Source organism: Aurantimicrobium sp. (genome assembly GCF_036667855.1).
In the GTDB taxonomy this organism is placed as follows: Bacteria; Actinomycetota; Actinomycetes; order Actinomycetales; family Microbacteriaceae; genus Aurantimicrobium.
Window position 1 is genome coordinate 1 of record NZ_JAVWTF010000037.1, and the last position, 16,977, is coordinate 16,977.

General features: G+C 55.4%; 19 protein-coding genes and 1 tRNA gene. 14 read left to right on the plus strand and 6 right to left on the minus strand.

Going from position 1 to position 16,977, the window contains the following annotated elements; translation table 11 throughout:
• Window positions 1-535 (minus strand): helix-turn-helix transcriptional regulator (locus RR877_RS07790; protein WP_332627886.1); only part of this gene is annotated, 535 nt, incomplete at its 3' end.
• Between the two features lie 133 nt (window positions 536-668).
• Here RR877_RS07790 and RR877_RS07795 point away from each other — a divergent pair.
• The 12 genes from RR877_RS07795 to RR877_RS07850 all read left to right on the plus strand — a co-directional run bounded on the left by RR877_RS07795 (window position 669) and on the right by RR877_RS07850 (window position 11,378).
• Window positions 669-2,543 (plus strand): phosphoenolpyruvate carboxykinase (GTP), encoded by a 1,875-nt coding sequence (locus RR877_RS07795; RefSeq protein WP_332627887.1) that lies wholly within the window; start codon window positions 669-671, stop codon window positions 2,541-2,543.
• Window positions 2,544-2,646: 103 nt separating this feature from the next.
• Complete coding sequence (locus RR877_RS07800) at window positions 2,647-3,075, plus strand: hypothetical protein (protein ID WP_332551133.1); 429 nt, start codon at window positions 2,647-2,649, stop codon at window positions 3,073-3,075.
• Window positions 3,072-3,734, plus strand: coding sequence for a MazG family protein (locus RR877_RS07805; RefSeq protein WP_332551134.1), 663 nt, complete (start codon window positions 3,072-3,074; stop codon window positions 3,732-3,734). Before RR877_RS07800 ends, RR877_RS07805 begins: the two co-directional genes overlap by 4 nt.
• Window positions 3,735-3,738: 4 nt before the next feature.
• Window positions 3,739-5,046: a histidine--tRNA ligase gene (hisS, locus tag RR877_RS07810; RefSeq protein WP_332551135.1), complete on the plus strand. Its 1,308-nt coding sequence runs from the start codon at window positions 3,739-3,741 to the stop codon at window positions 5,044-5,046.
• Window positions 5,047-5,106: 60 nt separating this feature from the next.
• Window positions 5,107-6,387, plus strand: coding sequence for a phosphopyruvate hydratase (gene eno / locus RR877_RS07815; RefSeq protein WP_110234229.1), 1,281 nt, complete (start codon window positions 5,107-5,109; stop codon window positions 6,385-6,387).
• A 17-nt stretch (window positions 6,388-6,404) separates the two neighbouring features.
• Window positions 6,405-6,896: a septum formation initiator family protein gene (locus RR877_RS07820; protein WP_110234227.1), complete on the plus strand. Its 492-nt coding sequence runs from the start codon at window positions 6,405-6,407 to the stop codon at window positions 6,894-6,896.
• Between the two features lie 11 nt (window positions 6,897-6,907).
• A complete protein-coding gene (locus RR877_RS07825; protein ID WP_332551136.1) occupies window positions 6,908-7,420 on the plus strand; it encodes a DUF501 domain-containing protein in 513 nt (170 codons plus the stop codon).
• On the plus strand, window positions 7,396-8,661 hold the full coding sequence (locus tag RR877_RS07830; protein ID WP_332551137.1) for a S8 family serine peptidase: 1,266 nt from the start codon (window positions 7,396-7,398) through the stop codon (window positions 8,659-8,661). The genes RR877_RS07825 and RR877_RS07830 overlap by 25 nt, the downstream gene beginning before the upstream one ends.
• A 31-nt stretch (window positions 8,662-8,692) precedes the next feature.
• Window positions 8,693-10,087 carry an FAD-dependent oxidoreductase gene (locus RR877_RS07835; RefSeq protein ID WP_332627888.1) on the plus strand — a complete coding sequence of 465 codons (1,395 nt, stop codon included), beginning with the start codon at window positions 8,693-8,695 and terminating at the stop codon, window positions 10,085-10,087.
• A 65-nt stretch (window positions 10,088-10,152) separates the two neighbouring features.
• Window positions 10,153-10,229, plus strand: a tRNA-Leu gene (locus tag RR877_RS07840).
• A gap of 82 nt (window positions 10,230-10,311) precedes the next feature.
• Complete coding sequence (locus RR877_RS07845) at window positions 10,312-10,755, plus strand: helix-turn-helix domain-containing protein (RefSeq protein WP_277494813.1); 444 nt, start codon at window positions 10,312-10,314, stop codon at window positions 10,753-10,755.
• Between the two features lie 56 nt (window positions 10,756-10,811).
• A complete protein-coding gene (locus RR877_RS07850; RefSeq protein WP_277494814.1) occupies window positions 10,812-11,378 on the plus strand; it encodes a PIN domain-containing protein in 567 nt (188 codons plus the stop codon).
• 76 nt (window positions 11,379-11,454) lie between these two features.
• Here RR877_RS07850 and RR877_RS07855 read toward each other — a convergent pair whose 3' ends face one another.
• Entirely contained in the window at window positions 11,455-11,685 is a 231-nt protein-coding gene (locus RR877_RS07855; protein ID WP_277494815.1) for a helix-turn-helix transcriptional regulator, read from the minus strand.
• Window positions 11,686-11,791: 106 nt separating this feature from the next.
• Between RR877_RS07855 and RR877_RS07860 the strand changes: the two genes are divergently transcribed.
• A complete protein-coding gene (locus RR877_RS07860) occupies window positions 11,792-12,427 on the plus strand; it encodes an MmpS family transport accessory protein (protein ID WP_277494816.1) in 636 nt (211 codons plus the stop codon).
• 72 nt (window positions 12,428-12,499) lie between these two features.
• On the opposite strand, the gene RR877_RS07865 is transcribed toward RR877_RS07860, so the two are convergent.
• From RR877_RS07865 to RR877_RS07880, 4 genes are all read right to left on the minus strand, one after another.
• Window positions 12,500-12,775, minus strand: a complete 276-nt coding sequence (locus RR877_RS07865; RefSeq protein ID WP_332551139.1) for a type II toxin-antitoxin system RelE/ParE family toxin — start codon at window positions 12,773-12,775, stop codon at window positions 12,500-12,502.
• Window positions 12,772-13,056, minus strand: coding sequence for a type II toxin-antitoxin system Phd/YefM family antitoxin (locus tag RR877_RS07870; protein WP_332618714.1), 285 nt, complete (start codon window positions 13,054-13,056; stop codon window positions 12,772-12,774). Before RR877_RS07870 ends, RR877_RS07865 begins: the two co-directional genes overlap by 4 nt.
• A 51-nt stretch (window positions 13,057-13,107) precedes the next feature.
• Entirely contained in the window at window positions 13,108-15,036 is a 1,929-nt protein-coding gene (locus RR877_RS07875) for an alpha-amylase family protein (RefSeq protein ID WP_332627890.1), read from the minus strand.
• 113 nt (window positions 15,037-15,149) lie between these two features.
• Window positions 15,150-16,430 (minus strand): MFS transporter, encoded by a 1,281-nt coding sequence (locus RR877_RS07880; RefSeq protein WP_277494820.1) that lies wholly within the window; start codon window positions 16,428-16,430, stop codon window positions 15,150-15,152.
• Between the two features lie 97 nt (window positions 16,431-16,527).
• On the opposite strand from RR877_RS07880, the gene RR877_RS07885 reads away from it, so the two are divergent.
• The coding region (locus tag RR877_RS07885; protein ID WP_332627892.1) for a LemA family protein at window positions 16,528-16,977 on the plus strand (450 nt) is incomplete at its 3' end.

Sequence of the window (16,977 nt, forward strand, 5' to 3'; positions counted from 1 at the left end):
CCACGGTGCGGTGCATGAGGGCGCCGGTTTCGTGTCCGGTGCGCTTGACCAGATCTTCTGCCAACTCATCAAGTTCGGGCAGGTAGTTGTTCTTCTCGCGCATAATCGCTTGCAGCTCGGTGTTGGCACGACGTGCCTCTTCCGGGGTGGCAATGGATTGGCGTGAGCGACGCTCCATTTCTTTGTGGAGTCCCACGATGGCTTCGAGTGCCTCATCACTGAGTCCTTTAGTGCTGCGCACGGTGGGGAGGTTGAGCGCGGTGTAGAGCTCGGACTGCTGCAGGCGGTCGAGTTCAATCTCGAGCTCGGAGCGACGGTCAGGGGCTTCGGTGCTGAGTAATTCAGGGACCGTGACACTGAGTGAGCTCGCAATGGCGTTGAGAAGCGACAGCTTGGGTTCGCGCTTGCCGTTCTCAATGAGGGAAAGCTGGCTCGGCACAACGCCGACGGCGTCGCCGAGCTGTTCCAATGTCATTCCCGCGGTGATGCGGAAGTGCTTGATGCGTTTGCCCAAAATCATCATGTCAGTGGCCATTTCTTTACAATACGAGAAAAACAGCGATTATTTCTAGTCAAAACGGGGAACAATTCTGTTATCAGAGGTGAATACTTGAAATATCACCAAGTTTTACTTCCCTCGAAGCTTGGGTGAGACAAAGGAGACTCAGATGTCGATCGCAGACCTCACTCGGACAGAACCCATCGTTCAGCCTGAGGTGCCCATCGCTACTGACCTCAACGCACCTCCCTTTGTCACGCAGCGTGCCCTGCTGCACTGGGTTGCTGACATTGCCAAGCTGACCAAGCCTGAGCGCATCGAATGGTGCGACGGTTCCGATGCTGAATGGCACCGCTTGACCAAGCTTCTTGTTGACGCCGGATCGATGATTCCGCTCAACGCCCAGAAGCGTCCCAACTCGTTCCTGGTTCGTTCAGACCCTGACGACGTTGCGCGAGTCGAAGACCGCACCTTCATCTGCTCCGTCAACGAAGCAGATGCTGGTCCCACCAACAACTGGCGCGACCCTGACGAGATGAACGAAGAGCTGCGTGGACTCTTTGACGGTTCCATGCGCGGTCGCACGATGTACGTCGTACCTTTCTCCATGGGGCCCTACGGTGGTCCTATTTCTCAGGTGGGCATCCAGCTCACGGACTCTCCCTACGCTGTTCTCAACCTGCGCATCATGACCCGTATGGGATTTGATGCACTGGCGCAGATCGATGAGAAGACCCCCTGGGTTCCTGCCGTTCACTCAGTGGGCATGCCACTTGTTGACGCAACAGGCCGCCGTATTGCGGACATTGCGTGGCCTTCGAACTCCACCAAATACATCTGCCACTTCCCTGAGACTCGTGAAATCTGGTCCTTCGGTTCTGGCTACGGCGGAAACGCTCTGCTGTCCAAGAAGTGCTTCTCGCTTCGTATTGGTTCCTTCATGGGTCTGCAGGAAGGCTGGCTCGCCGAGCACATGCTCATCCTCAAGCTCACCTCACCCGAAGGCAAGGCGTACCACATGGCTGCGGCCTTCCCCTCGGCCTGTGGCAAGACCAACCTCGCCATGCTCCGTCCCACCGTCCCCGGTTGGAAGGCCGAGACTATCGGTGATGACATTGCCTGGCTGCGCCCCGGCGCAGATGGTCGCCTCTTTGCAATCAACCCTGAAGCAGGCTTCTTCGGTGTTGCTCCTGGCACCGGCGAAAAGACCAACCCTGTCGCGATGGATACTGTGGCCTCCAACACCATCTTCACAAACGTGGCACTCACCGATGACGGCGACGTCTGGTGGGAGGGTATGACCGAGGCGGTCCCAGACCACCTCATCGACTGGCGTGGAGAAGACTGGACTCCTGATTCCGGTCGTCCAGCCGCTCACCCCAACTCTCGCTTCACGGTGCCCATTCAGCAGTGCCCCACTCTCTCAGAGGAATGGTACGAAAACGCTGGTGTGCCACTGGATGCCATCATCTTTGGTGGTCGCCGTGCAACCAACATTCCTCTCGTTGCCGAAGCCTTCGACTGGCAGCACGGTGTCTTCATCGGTGCCACCATGTCGAGTGAGCAGACCGCAGCTGCTGAAGGAACCGTGGGCGATCTGCGTCGCGACCCCTTCGCCATGCTTCCCTTCTGTGGCTACAACATGGCTGACTACTGGGGTCACTGGCTCGAGATTGGCAAGACCTTGGGCGACAAGGCGCCTTCGATTTTCCAGGTGAACTGGTTCCGTAAGGATGCCGATGGCTCCTTCCTGTGGCCAGGCTTTGGTGAGAACTCTCGTGTGCTCGAGTGGATTGCGCGCCGTGTAGACGGTGACGTTGCCACTGAGAACGCACCCATGGGCCGCGTTCCTGCCGCTGGCACCTTCAACCTCGAAGGTCTGGATGTCTCGGACGAGGCAATGGAGAAGCTTTTCCACGTGGACCGCAACATGTGGACCGCAGAGTGCGACCTCACCGAGGAGTACTTCGACAAGTTTGGCGAGCGCGTTCCAGCTGCGCTCACCGATGAACTGGCTCAGCTACGAGGACGTCTCACCACGTAGAACTACTGAGCCATAACCGACATTTTATTGTCGGACGAGTGAACCGGGCCATTGTCTCTTTGACTCGGTGAGAGGATGGGGCTGTACATCTGGAGGGAAACTGATGACCAGCCCCATCTTCTCCTCACTTCGAGGAGTGACAAGCACACGCTATGTCGCCGCTATCTGGACCTCACGTGTCCTTGCTCTCGCGGTCACGGCACTGTATTTCACTGCCTGGTGGGATGAATCACAGGCACGGCAAGAACCCATGCTTGGCGGCGCATCAAACCCCAGCCTGATCTACACCTGGGCAGTGTGGACGCACCTGTTTCCTGCCGTGGCCATCTTGCTGTTCACCGTGGTGGGCTGGAATCGTCCCGGCCTAGCCGGTATTGGCTTCGCCATCTTTGCACTGCTACAAGCCTTCACCGTGGGCACAGAGCTGGCCTATTTGCCCATCGTGGTTGCCCCGGGGCTGATCGTGGCCATTGCCTATGTCACCGCCTATCGCTGGGGAATTCGTGAGCAGTATCTGGAGAAGAACAAATGAGTGACAACCAGATAGAGAAGAAAGAACAATCCAAACTCGATGAACTCATCGAGGTCATGGCTGTTCTTCGAGCACCGGGCGGTTGCCCCTGGGATGCTGAGCAGACTCACGAGTCCCTGATAAAGTACTTGGTCGAAGAGACTTATGAGCTCATTGACGCTATTGAGTCAGGTAATCGTGAGGAGATGATCGAAGAGCTCGGTGACGTGCTCTATCAAGTAATCTTCCATGCCGACCTCGCCTCCACCACTCCCGGTGAAGAATTCGACATCCAAGATGTTGCCGCCCACATGACCGCCAAGATGGTGGGGCGTCACCCTCACGTCTTTGGCGAAAACAAGCTAGAAACAGCCGACGATGTCATGGCGGTCTGGGATGACCTCAAGAAACAAGAAAAGCCCGGACGAACCTCCACCCTGGATGGCATTCCGCAGTCCATGCCTGCCCTCGCGCTCGCCGAAAAACTCCTCGGCAAGGCAGAAACGGTGGGTCTCGAGAAGCAACACCTGCCCGATCCACCCATCTGGGCAGATGAAGACGAAGTCGGCAGCATTCTGCTGAGCATTGTCTCCTCTGCACGTGAGCAGGGCATTGATGCTGAGAAAGCTCTGCGTGTGAGGCTGCGTGAACTCCAGGAAGACATTCGAGAGGCAGAATAGATACATGGCTCGTGACGTATCTCCTCCCCGTGGCATGCGGGATTTCCTGCCTGCAGACAAGGCAAAGCGCGAACGCGCTTTACGTGTCATTCGAGATGTCTACGCCAGCCATGGCTTTGAAGAAATCGAGACTCCCGTTGTTGAAGACTTTGAGCGCCTGCACTCTGGCCTCGGTGGCGATAACGAGAAGCTTGCCTTCAGCGTGCTCAAGCGTGGTTTGGATAAGGAAGCGCTTGAAGCAGCTGCCAACTCAGGTGATGCCCACGACTTGGCAGACCTCGGTCTGCGCTTTGATCTGACTGTGCCTTTGGCTCGGTTCTATGCAACGCACCGTGCTGAGCTCCCTTCGGTTTTCCGTGCGATACAGATTGCTCCGGTCTGGCGAGCTGAACGCCCCCAGAAGGGCCGCTACCGCCAGTTCGTGCAGTGCGACATCGACATCATTGGTGAAGCAGGACAACTTGCTGAAGTTGAGCTCATCACGGCGACCTCGGCTGTTCTCTCCACCCTGGGCCTTGAGGGTTGCACCATTCGCATCAATGACCGTCGCATTTTGGCAGGCATCCTCGATTACTGCGGGTTTGCCCCCGAGCGCTTCGGATCTGCCCTGATCTCGATCGACAAGCTCGACAAGATCGGCACCGAGGGCGTCGTCAAGGAACTCTCCGAGACCGGCCCCGATGCAGCAGCGGTGCTAGGCGGACTGCTCGAACGCATTGAGCCACACCTGGCTTCTGGTGGTGTCCCGATGACCACCGCAGACATTCTCTCTGTCCTGCCTGACGGCATCGATTCTGATGCCGTGGCAGACCTGGAAACCCTGGCGAAGTCGTTGACGGAGCTCCCTTCGGGTGTTGAGGTGCGCTTCGACCCCACCCTGGTCCGCGGCATGGGGTATTACACGGGCACCATCTTTGAGATTGCCCACCCCGAGTCTGGTTCCTCCGTCGGTGGCGGCGGTCGCTATGACGGCATGATTGGTCGCTTCCTGGGTCAAGACGTTCCTGCAGCGGGCTTCTCCATTGGTTTTGAGCGCATTGTTGACCTCATCGAAGTCGACGACGCTTACGTCTCAGACAGCGTCGTGCTGGTTCACGATGCCGTGCTGGACAGCGCTGATCTGAGTCTTTCGACATTGATTGGCATCAAGAGCGAGCTCATTGCTGCGGGTAAGCGCGTGCGTCTCGAAAAGCGTGCCAAGAACCTCACTCCCGTGCTCGATCGTGCTCGGGAAGCAGGATTTGGCTCCTTTGCCTTTGTTTCTGCTGAGACTACGAGTGCCAAGGACCTGGTCTTCAAGGACCTCGCCTAGAATTACTAGTAATTCCCTCACTTTTTCTACACACCACCTAACACATCACAAGGAGACACTGTGGCCCTCATTGACGCCATTGGCGCACGCGAAATTCTCGACTCTCGCGGTAACCCCACCGTTGAGGTAGAGGTTCTGCTCGAAGATGGCGTGCTTGCCCGCGCTGCAGTCCCATCCGGTGCATCCACCGGTGCTTTCGAAGCATACGAACTTCGCGACGAAGACAAGAACCGTTACCTCGGTAAGGGTGTTCAGAAGGCAGTTGACGCCGTCATCGACGAGATCGGCCCTGCACTCGAAGGCTTCGACGCTGCTGACCAGCGCCTCATCGATGGCGCCATGATTGAGCTCGACGGCACCGAGAACAAGAAGCGCCTCGGTGCAAACGCCATCCTCGGTGTTTCTCTTGCTGTTGCGAAGGCTGCTGCAGACTCTGCAGACCTTCCTCTCTTCCGTTACGTTGGTGGCCCCAACGCTCACACTCTTCCTGTTCCCCTGATGAACATCATCAACGGTGGTGCACACGCTGACACCGGTGTGGACATCCAGGAGTTCATGGCTGTTCCTCACGGTGCAGAGAGCTTCTCTGAAGCACTGCGCTGGGGTGTGGAGATCTACCACTCGCTCAAGTCACTGCTCAAGAAGAACGGTATGGCTACCGGTCTCGGTGATGAGGGTGGTTTCGCTCCTGACCTCCCCAACAACCGTGGTGCACTCGAATTCATCGTCGGCGCTATCGAGCAGGCTGGCTTCAAGCCAGGTAAGGACATTGGTCTTGCACTTGACGTTGCTTCTTCTGAGTTCTACAAGGATGGCGCCTACCACTTCGAGGGCCAGAAGCGCACCTCTGAAGAGATGACCGCGTACTACGCAGAGCTCGTTCGCGACTTCCCCCTCGTCTCCATCGAAGACCCACTGGATGAAGATGACTGGACCGGTTGGACTCACATCACCGCTGAGCTTGGTGACAAGCTCCAGCTCGTGGGTGACGACCTCTACGTCACCAACCCTGTTCGCCTGCAGAAGGGTATCGACCTCAAGGCCGGTAACTCGATCCTGGTCAAGGTAAACCAGATTGGTACCCTCACCGAGACTCTCGATGCAGTATCTCTCGCACAGCGTCACGGCATGAAGGCTATCCTCTCTCACCGTTCCGGTGAGACCGAGGACACCACCATTGCTGACCTCGCCGTTGCTACCGACTGTGGTCAGATCAAGACGGGTGCACCTGCTCGTAGCGACCGTGTTGCCAAGTACAACCAGCTTCTGCGTATTGAAGAAGAGCTGGGTGAAGCAGCTGTCTACGCAGGCAGCAGCGCTTTCCCCCGCTTCACCGCCTAAGGCGTCACTGGCCCTCAATGGCTAAGAAAAACGTTCGCGTTCGTAAGGTTCCGGTGGCTTTGGTCACCGGAACCACGAAAGCGGGCGTCTGGCTCGGCAGTATTCGACTGTCGGGCTTTTCTATCTTGATCATGAGCCTGACCCTGCTGGGCATGCTCGTGCTCGCTCCGAACATCAAAATTTGGATTGAGCAACGTCAGGTTATTGCCGATCTGCAAGCTGAAGCTGATCTAAAAACTTCTCAAATCACAGACTTGGAAAAGCAGCGTGCACGCTGGGATGACCCCGCTTATGTGCGTGCTCAGGCCCGTGACCGTCTCTACTATGTCATGCCGGGTGAGATCAGCTACCTCGTGATCAACGACGCCACCATCGATGACCTCAAGCGCGAGAAGGCAACTGCTTCTCTGCAAGACACCAGCACTGACTGGGTCTCAGGTCTGCTCAAATCTTTCCTTGTTGCTGGTTTGGGTACTCCCACACCTGAACAAGTTCAACCCACACAGTAAGAAAGCTTTCTATGCGCCCGCCATTTGACCCTGCCACCGACGACGACATCCGTATTGTGTCGGCGCAGCTTGGCAGGCCCGCGCGCGATGTGATTGGTATTCCGGCACGCTGTGTGTGCGGTGCTCCGACAGTGGTCGCGACCGCGCCCCGGCTGTCGGATGGAACCCCATTTCCCACCTTCTACTACCTCACTCACCCGGCTGCCACAATCGCCATGTCTGATCTGGAAGCAACCCAGGTGATGGCCGAGTTCATCGAGATTCTGAACGCCGACGAAGAGATGCAAAAGCAATATCTCGTCGCGCATGAGCAGTTCATTGCCGACCGTGAATCCATTGCTGTTGTGCCTGAGTTGGATGGTATTTCTGCTGGCGGTATGCCGGTGCGCGTGAAGTGCCTGCACGCCCTGGCTGGTCACGCTCTGGCTGCCGGTCCTGGCGTGAACCCCATCGGTGATCTTGCCTTGGCCCGGTCTTCCTGGTCACCTGAGGTGTGTCAATGCATCGACTACGACGCGGTTTAGCCTCCCTCTCTGTTCTTGCCGTCACTGCCTTGGCAGTGCTTTCGGTCACTCCTGCACGCGCGGACTACATTCGAGACTTCGAATACTGGTTGGGTGACTACAACTTCTATCAAGCCTGGGATGTGACCCAGGGTGATGGTGTGCTGGTCTCGGTGATTGACTCAGGTATCGGCTATGCCCCCGACATCAACGCTGCGGTTGTCGGTGGAGCTGATTTCTCTGGTGTGGGCTCACCTGATGGTCGCACTCCGGTGGGGGAGTCACCAGATCACGGAACGCTCGTTGCCTCAGTTCTGGCCGGTCGTGGCACTGGTGGAAACAACGGCGTCTTGGGGACGGCCCCCGCAGCACAACTGCTGTCCGCATCCGTGGCGTTTGGTGTGGAAACTTCGATTCCTTCCGACGAGCAGATTGCAAATGCCATCATCTGGTCTGTCGATCAAGGCGCCAAGGTCATCAATATGTCCTTGACACGTAACAGCCTGGAATGGCCCACAAGCTGGGACAAGGCATTCCTCTATGCGTTCGAGCATGATGTGGTCATTGTGGCCGCTGCTGGCAACCGAGGAGCAGGCACTACCGAGGTGGGCGCACCTGCCACGATCCCTGGTGTGCTGACGGTGGCTGGTCTCGACGTCAACGGTGAAGCAAGCTATGACGCCTCGAGTCAAGGAATCACCATTGGTGTTTCCGCACCCAGTGAAGCACTCGTTGGGGTTGCACCCGGTGGTGCCTACATGAAGTGGTCTGGCTCCAGTGGTGCGACTCCGATTGTTGCCGGCCTGGTTGCGCTGGTTCGTGCGTCACACCCCGAGCTTGATGCCAACAATGTGATCAACCGCATCATCTCGACAGCCACTCCCGTGGGCGAGGTTCCCAGCCCCATATATGGCTACGGCAAGATCAATGCCTATGCCGCAGTGACGGCAGATGTCCCCACGGTGAAGAAGAACCCACTGGGTTCTTTGGAAGAGTGGATCAAGCTCTATCGCCGTGGAAGTAACACCACCACACCCGAGCCCTGGGACACTTCCACGGCCACGCCACTGCCATTACCCTTCGACAGTGGGAATATTGCCGGGCTTCCAACCCTGTATCAGCTGACCACCGTGGGTGTTCCGTTATTGTTTTTCGCTGGATTCGGTACGATTGTAGTTATCGGGTACATCGTAGTTACTCGAAGACTTCGACCTGTTGTTCCCCGTGACAATTCCCATCACGAAACAGACGAGACGCCCTAACCCCACTTTGTCTAGCTGGAGACGTATTACTGTGCCCAAGATTCTTATTGTCGGTGCTGGCTACGCAGGTTTCTATACCGCGTGGAAGCTCGAAAAACTCCTTCGCAAGGGAGAGGCAGAGGTCACCATTGTTGATCCACTGCCCTACATGACCTACCAGCCATTCCTGCCTGAAATTGCAGCTGGCTCCATCGAGGCACGTCACGCTGTCGTCGGTCACCGCTCACACCTCAAGCGCACCCGCATCATCTCGGGCAAGGTTGTTGGCATTGACCACAAGAAGAAGACCGCCACCATCGTTCCCAACGCGGGCACCGAATTCGCAGAGAAGTATGACCAGGTCATCTTCACCGCAGGTGCTGTTTCTCGCACCTTCCCCATCCCCGGCATTGCAGACAACGCCATCGGCCTGAAGACCATTGAAGAAGCAGTTGCCATCCGCGACCGCATCCTCTCCAACTTTGACAAGGCAGCTCAGCTTCCTGCAGGGCCAGAGCGTGACCGTCTGCTCACCGTCACCGTTGTTGGTGGTGGCTTCGCAGGTATTGAGGTTTTCGCTGAGCTTCGCTCGCTGGCTTCTGACCTCATCAAGGACTACCCAGAGCTGAACTTCGAGGACACTCACTTCCACCTCATCGAGGCCATGGGACGCATCATGCCTGAGGTTTCGCTTGAGACCAGCCACTGGGTTCTCAAGAACCTTGCTGAGCGAGGTGCTCAGGTTCACCTCGACACACAGCTCCAGTCGGCAGAGAACGGTGTTATCCAGCTCTCCACCGGTGAAAGCTTCGAGTCTGACCTCATCATCTGGACTGCAGGTGTCATGGCTAACCCCATGCTTCGTGCAACTGACTTCCCCCTCGACGAGCGTGGTCGTCTGCGCGTTCGTGCAGACCTGCGCGTTGAAGGCGACAACGGAGTTATCGAAGGCGCCTGGGGTGCTGGAGACGCAACCGCATGCCCCGACCTTTCAGGTGGCGGCGTAGGCGGTTACTGCGTTCCTAACGCACAGCACGCTGTTCGTCAGGGCAAGCTCATGGCACGCAACATTGCTGCAGTGCTGCGTGGCGAAGGCCCCACTGACTACTTCCACAAGAACCTCGGTGCAGTTGCAGGCCTCGGCCTCAACATCGGTGTGTTCCAGTCCGGCAAGATCGCCCTCAAGGGTTACATCGCCTGGCTCGCACACCGTGGCTACCACGGTCTTGCTATGCCTTCCTTCGAGCGCAAGTTCCGCGTTGTTGGTGGCTGGTGGAACAACTTCTGGCTCGGCCGCGACATCGTCTCGCTCGAAGCTCGTGAGACTCCTCGCGCAGCATTCGAAGAGTTCGCTTCGCGTCCAGCTCCTGCAGCAGCTCCTGCCAAGGCAGCAGCAAAGCCTGCAGCGAAGAAGGCTCCTGCAAAGAAGCCTGCAGCAAAGAAGTAAATCTTTACTACACAAGGGAGGCCGTCCGCGGCCTCCCTTGTGCTTTGCTAGCCTTGACAAGGTACGCCCCCATAGCCCAATCGGCAGAGGCAATCGACTTAAAATCGATCCAGTGTGGGTTCGAGTCCCACTGGGGGTACCAAATTTCCACAAAATAACAAAATACTTTGTAATTTGCACTTATAAGTGCAATACTTTCTGTTACCTACAGAATGGATTCCCACATGAAGTCTGCAGTACTTAGTGGAAATGACCTTGTTATAGATGAGGTCCAGAATGCACAAGCGCAAGATTTACTCGAAAAAACTAAAGATTGCCGCAAGCTTATTTTCTCCGTGTCGCTCGAGAACGGAGAAATTGTTGAACTGCCAACCCAGCTTTCTCGAGTTTTAGAAGCTGTGATTGAAACAGCGGCACAGGGTGGCAGAACTTCTTTTTCTTCTGTTCCTTCCGAACTTACCTCTGCGGCTGCTGCCAGGCTTTTGGGGCTGTCACGGCCCACTTTGATGAAACTAATCGCTGAGCGACAGATTCCATCTCACAAAGTGGGTACACACACGCGAATCAAAACCGATGATCTTCTTGCTTACAAAGCCAAGCGAGCTGATATGCAAGCTCGGGCAGTTGAAGAAATGCGAGAGCTATCTGATCGCATCGGTGATCTTTAGGCACAAAATAGATGATGTTTACGGGAATGAGAATATTCGTTGACGCGAATGTTCTTATGTCGCGCACCATCAGAGATTGGCTTTGCTTACTCAGAGTCGAATCTCAAGGTGGAATGTTTACCCTTGTCACATCTGAAGATGTATTGGCCGAAGTTGAATACCATTTGCGTCGAAAAATTCCCGATGCCGATGGGGAAGTAATTGTTAGCCTCAGAGGAAAAATAGTTTCTAGTTTCGATGAAGTTCTTACTGGTTTTCCTGGAAATCTTCCTAACCCCACGAGTGACCCAAATGACCTGCACGTACATTGTGGAGCTATTTCATCTGGTGCAGAGATTTTATTGACTCTTGACTCCGGCTTTTTGGATTTAGAAGAACAAGTACTTGACGTCTTGCCCTACGAAGTAATGACCCCAGATAGCTTGTTCCTGCTGATTGATGATTCTGCCTCACGAATAGTTCGACGAACTACTGTTAGACAACTCGCATATTGGCATGAAAAACGTCTGAGTAGCAGTCTGGCCAGCAAGCTTCGAAGCTCAAAGTGTGATCTTTTTGCCAATCGCGTCGAGGAGCACCTCAAAAATCTCTCTGGGGTTTCTGCGAACAGGAGATCTAATTAGCTTAAGAGTTGTTCCTTGCGGATGGGATTCAACTTTCAGCATGAGCAGATCGAGGCATCTCATGAAATTGTTCTATTTAGTTCGTAAATAATTCTGATGGACTTACGTCTAATGCAGATGCGATGCGATGAATGTTATCGAGGCTGACGTTTCTTTCCCCTCGCTCCACGCCGCCAATGTAGGTGCGGTCAAGCCCTATCTCATGTGCAAATTCTTCCTGAGAGAGCCCCTGTTCGCTCCGCAAAGCACGGATCCGGTCGCCGAAGGCTTTCCTCTGCTGAATCTCACGGACACCTGCGCTTGCCATAATTCAAAGCTTTAGGAATACGCACTATAAGTCCACGGACTATGAGTATCATTAAGATTACTTGGGGGGTCAAGGGGGCCTCCCTCTCTATTTAGGGAGTAGTCAAATGACTGAATCAGTGACTAACAACAAAGGCTCGGGGTTAGCAATCACTGCTCTCATCCTTGGCATTGTTGCAATTCTTTCCAGTTTCATCCCACTCGCGGGAATCTTCCTCGTGTGGGCGCCAGCGATTGTGGGCCTTATTCTGGGCATTATCGGCTTGACCGGTGGGCGCCCTAGTCGTGTCATGGCTCTCATCGGCGTTATTCTTTCGGCACTTTCAATCGTTCTTGTGATTGCTTTTACCGCGGCTGCAGTTGGAGCTGTGAGTTCTGCAATAGATGAAACTGCTGCGGTTTCTGAATCTTCTGAAGTTTCAGAAGAAGCTGCCGGTGCAAGCGAATTCGTTTATGAAGTCACTGGCGATGGCGGTAGCGCAATGATCACCTATTCGTCTTACTCGGACGGTGAATATTCTTCACAGTCCGCTAATGGTGCACCATTGCCATTCAGCTACACGGGAACTCTCGCTGATGGGGGAATTCTTGACTTCTCAAGCCTCTCACTCGTTGCTATTGGAACAGACTCCACCACAACACTCAGTTGCAAAATTACTGTCGATGGTGAAGTTGTATCGGAAAACACATCAACTGGCGCTTACGCATCTGTTATGTGCAGTCAGTCTGACTCCGGTTTCTAAATAACCAATTACAAGAATCCTCTTTTGCTGACTAGCAAAAGAGGATTCTTTGTTTTGTGGAACAAGTAGAAATTATCGTCGCCGATGGGCAGTTCTGCGATGTGAGACCAAGACAATCTCAATCATGATTTCATTCTCGAAGATTTCATAGATCACGCGGTATTCACCGCGTCTGGCAACCATCATGCCGGCAAGGTCACCGCGGAGAAGTTTTCCTATCCGATGAGGGTTCTCGGCTAGCGGGCCGTAGATAAACTCAACAACTGCAGCAGCTACTTTCTGGGGGAGCTGGAGCTCAATGGCAACACGTGCCGCGGGAAGAATTTTGACAGAGTAGGTCTGTTTCATTCGGGCATTCTGGCAGCGATGCTCGCTAGCAATGTTTCTTTATCCACAGCCACGCTCATGCCTGCTTTTTGCTGGGCCAATGCCACGCGAAGTTGAACCATGGTTTCTTCATCGCCCAGGATGTCGATGGTTTCGATGAGGGAGTCATATTCATCTGCGCTCATGAGCACAGCATCTCTGACACCGTTTCGAGTGATCTCAAAAATCTCTTGAGTGGTGACAGCTGCCTCAACAAGCTTGGAGAGGTTAGCTCTGGCTTCAGCAAGGGGGAGGGTTGTCATGTACAGAATTCTAGCGTTAATGAATTCTGGCCAACAGGGGCTTGTGAATAACTAACCCTGAGTGAACCAGCGCATCTCATAGGGTGCGAGGGGAACTCCGGCACCAATATCGAAGGTGTGGCCTGTGAGGTGGTCGGTCACAGAACCGGACAGAGTTCCCAGCTCGGTGGCGGTGAGCCAACGTGGGCTGTCAGAAAGGTTATAGACCTGAACAATGTCACCGGCAGGGTGAACGCGGTCAAAGATCACCACACCCTGTCCTGTTCCCTTGCGCACGGTCGTGGCAACACCGGCGTGCAGGGAAGGCAGGGATTTCCGCACTTCAATGACGTGCTTGATGCGGTTGAAAATAATGCCCGCAGCCTTATCATCGAGTTCTCCAGCGGCTGCCGCGTCGGCAACCTTCCAGTTCATCTTGGGGCGGTGGAGCCAGCGGTTATCCTCGGCCTTGGTTTCGTCCTTGAGGTAGCTGTGGTCGTTGAGCAGACCAATTTCGTCACCCATATAGAGCAGAGGAATGCCGCCGAAGCCAAAGATCATTGTGTAGGCACAGAGGTAACGCTCAATGGCGAGGGCAAGCTGCTTTTCATCCTTGAGTTTGAGGGCTTTCTCAATACCGGCCAGGCTGGCGCCTGTGCCGGAGGTGCGGCGCTCACCGCTAACGGGGTCCGGCATAAAGGGCTCACCGGTTGCGAGTGAGCCATAGAAGCTGCCCTCAAAGTATTCAGCCAAGAACATGCGGTGATCGTGGCCATTGAGGCCAACCTCGTGGGTATCGGTGTCATCGATAGCCCAGCCGATGTCATCGTGGCAGCGCAGATAGACACCCCAGGCGGTGGTGCTGGGCAATCCAGCGAAGCGAGACATGGTGTGAACCATGAGGGTGGCATCCTTGGCGGCGATAGCCGACCAAATCTGCACCATCAAGCTGTTGTGATACGCCAGGTCAGACACCTTGCCCGCATGCTTACCCTCGCCGAAGTAGGCACCAACCTGGGCGGGACCCACGATAGCTTCCGCTTTGAAAATCATGGCAGGGGAGAAGATCTTGGTGAAGGCACGCAGAGCTTGAGTAATGACATGAACCTCGGGCTCACCCTGACAAATGGTGCCCATGCGCTTCCACATAAACGCAATGGCATCAAGACGTATGCAGTCAACACCGTGGTTAGCCAGGTTGGCAATGATGTCGGCGTATTCGCAGAACACAGCAGGGTTCGACCAGTTCACATCCCATTGGTAGGAGTTGAAAGTGGTCCAGACCCAGCCCTTGAGTTTCTCGTCCCAGGTGAAGTTGCCAGGGGCGAAGTCGGGGAAGACTTCGAGCAAACTCTTCTCGAACTCATCAGGGATGGTGCGGTCGGGATAGACATAGAAGTAGTCGCGGTAGGCAGGATCCCCGGCACGAGCTTTCTCTGCCCACTCGTGCTCCTGCGCAACGTGGTTGAGCACCAGGTCGAGGGTGAGAGAAATGCCTGAGTCATGCAGTTTGTCTGCCGTGGAGCGCAACTCCTTCATGGAACCCAAGTCTTCGCGCAGTGCGCGGTAATCCATCACCGCATATCCACCGTCGTTAGCGCCAGGGCGAGGCTTCAAGATGGGGAGGAGGTGTAGGTAAGTCACGCCCAAGTTCTCAAGGTAGGGAATGCGCTTAGCTATGCCTTTGAGATTCTTGGCAAACAAATCCGCATAGGCCACATAGCCAATGGTCTCGGGGCTTTGAAACCAGTCTTGTTCCAACACGCGCTCGCGGTCACGCTGCTGTAAAGACTCATCGCGCTGCAGATGGGCAGCTGCCATCACTTCAATGAGTTGGGGCAGAGCTGTCTCTATCGGGTAGATCTCGGCAAGTGCCTCGACCAGGTCACCACCCCAGCGATCAAAGCGATCAAGCAGGTCCTGGGCGCCACGAGTTGTCGTGCCAATAAGTCCCTGGAGCTGCGCGCGTGCGGCGTCAACAAGGTCGGGGGAATAGGGCATGAGGAGGGACTCCATTGTCTCTGGCCCGTTCGTCTCTTAACGGGTTGAGAAAAGTGTATTCCTGGAAGCGGGTGTGCACAGACCGTGAGGCAGTAATTGTGACCGAAGTGAAACTAAACAGTCGGGGTGGGTACTTTACGAATACGGAAACTAATCCAGGCAGCCACGGCACACAGTGCCGCTGCGCCGAACCAGGCCAGGGTGTATTCGCCAGTTTGGTCGCGAATGGCGCCCGCAACAATCACAGCAATAGAGGCACCGACTTGGTGGGATGCAAAGACCCAGCCAAAGACGATAGGTCCCTTTTTGCCAAACACTTCATTACAGATCGCAATGGTGGGTGGAACGGTGGCCACCCAGTCCAGGCCATAGATCACGACAAAAAGAATCAGGCTGGGGTGAATGGCATCAGAGAGGAGCACGGGCAAAAGCATTAGTGCGATGCCACGGCCAAAGTAGTACAGCGCCAGCAGTAGGCGAGGGTTGACGCGGTCAGTCAGCCAACCCGAGGCAATCGTTCCGAACACATCGAAAATGCCCACCACTGCCAGCAATCCAGCGGCCGTGGTTTCGGGCATGCCGTGGTCGTGAGCTGAAGGAATGAAGTGGGCGCCAATCAACCCGTTGGTGGTGGCGCCACAAATGGCAAAGCCAATAGCTAGAGCCCAGAAGGTCTTGTTCTTGGATGCGTCAACAAGCGTGACCAGAGCATTCTTTGCAGGGTTAGTGGGTGCCGGGTTCTGGGCAGCATCAGAAGCGACCTTGGCGGCAATCTCTGGTGTTTCGCCAAAACGAAGAATGCCCAGCTTGGCAGGGGAGTCCTTCATGAAAATGAGAACGAGTGGCACAACCGCTAAAGCAGAAAGGGAAACCACAATCGAAACGAAGCGCCAACCGTTGGTTTCGACCAGGCCGGCATACGTGGAGAGGAAAACCAACTGACCGGTCGCGCTTCCAGCGGAAAGCACACCTGAGACCAAGCCTTTGCGAGCGTAGAACCAGGTGTTGGTAATCGTGGCAGCGAAGACCATCGCCATCGAGCCGGTGCCCAGACCGATCATGACACCCCAGGTCATCATGAGCATCCACGGGCTCACCACCAAAGTGCTCAAGGCGCTTCCGGAGGCAATCATGATCAGCGCGAACGCAGAAACCTTCCGCATACCAAAGCGCGCCATCAGCGCGGCAGCGAACGGCGCCATCAGGCCATAGAGCAAGATGTTGAGTCCGATGGCGGTTGAAATGGTGGTGCGGTTCCAGCCGAATTCTTGTTCCAGGGGAACCATCATCACGCTCGGTGCGGCTCGGAATCCGGCAGCGCCCACGAGTGCGAGGAATCCTACTGCTGCCACAATCCAGGCAGGGTGAATTCTTCGTGAACGCGGGGAAGACATTGCTCCAGCCTAGTGAGATTCGTTCGGGGCAAAAAGGACGAAAGTATTCACGATTCTCTCGGCAGACATCCAGCTTTCTGGCCGTAACATGGAACACATGGATGTACTGCTCCCCGTACTTGGACTCATTGTCGTTGTCGCCGCCATCGTTGGCATTTACCTCTGGTCGACATATAACGCACTGGTTACCCTCAACGTGCGCGTGGATGAGGCCTGGAGTGACATCACGGTACAGCTCAAGCGCCGAGCAGACCTGATTCCCAACCTGATTGAAACAGTCAAGGGTTATGCCGCCCACGAAAAGGGCGTCTTCGAAGCCGTCACCAAAGCACGTGCAGAGACACTCTCGGCCAGCACCCCAGCTGCTGCGGCAGAAGCTGAAGGCCACATGCAGGCAGCTCTGAAGAGCATCTTCGCTGTTGCAGAGGCCTACCCCCAGCTGCACGCCAGTGAGAACTTTCTCCAGCTCCAAGGTGAGCTTGTCGACACCGAAGACAAGATTCAGGCAGCACGTCGTTTCTACAACGGTGGCGTTCGTGAGTTCAAC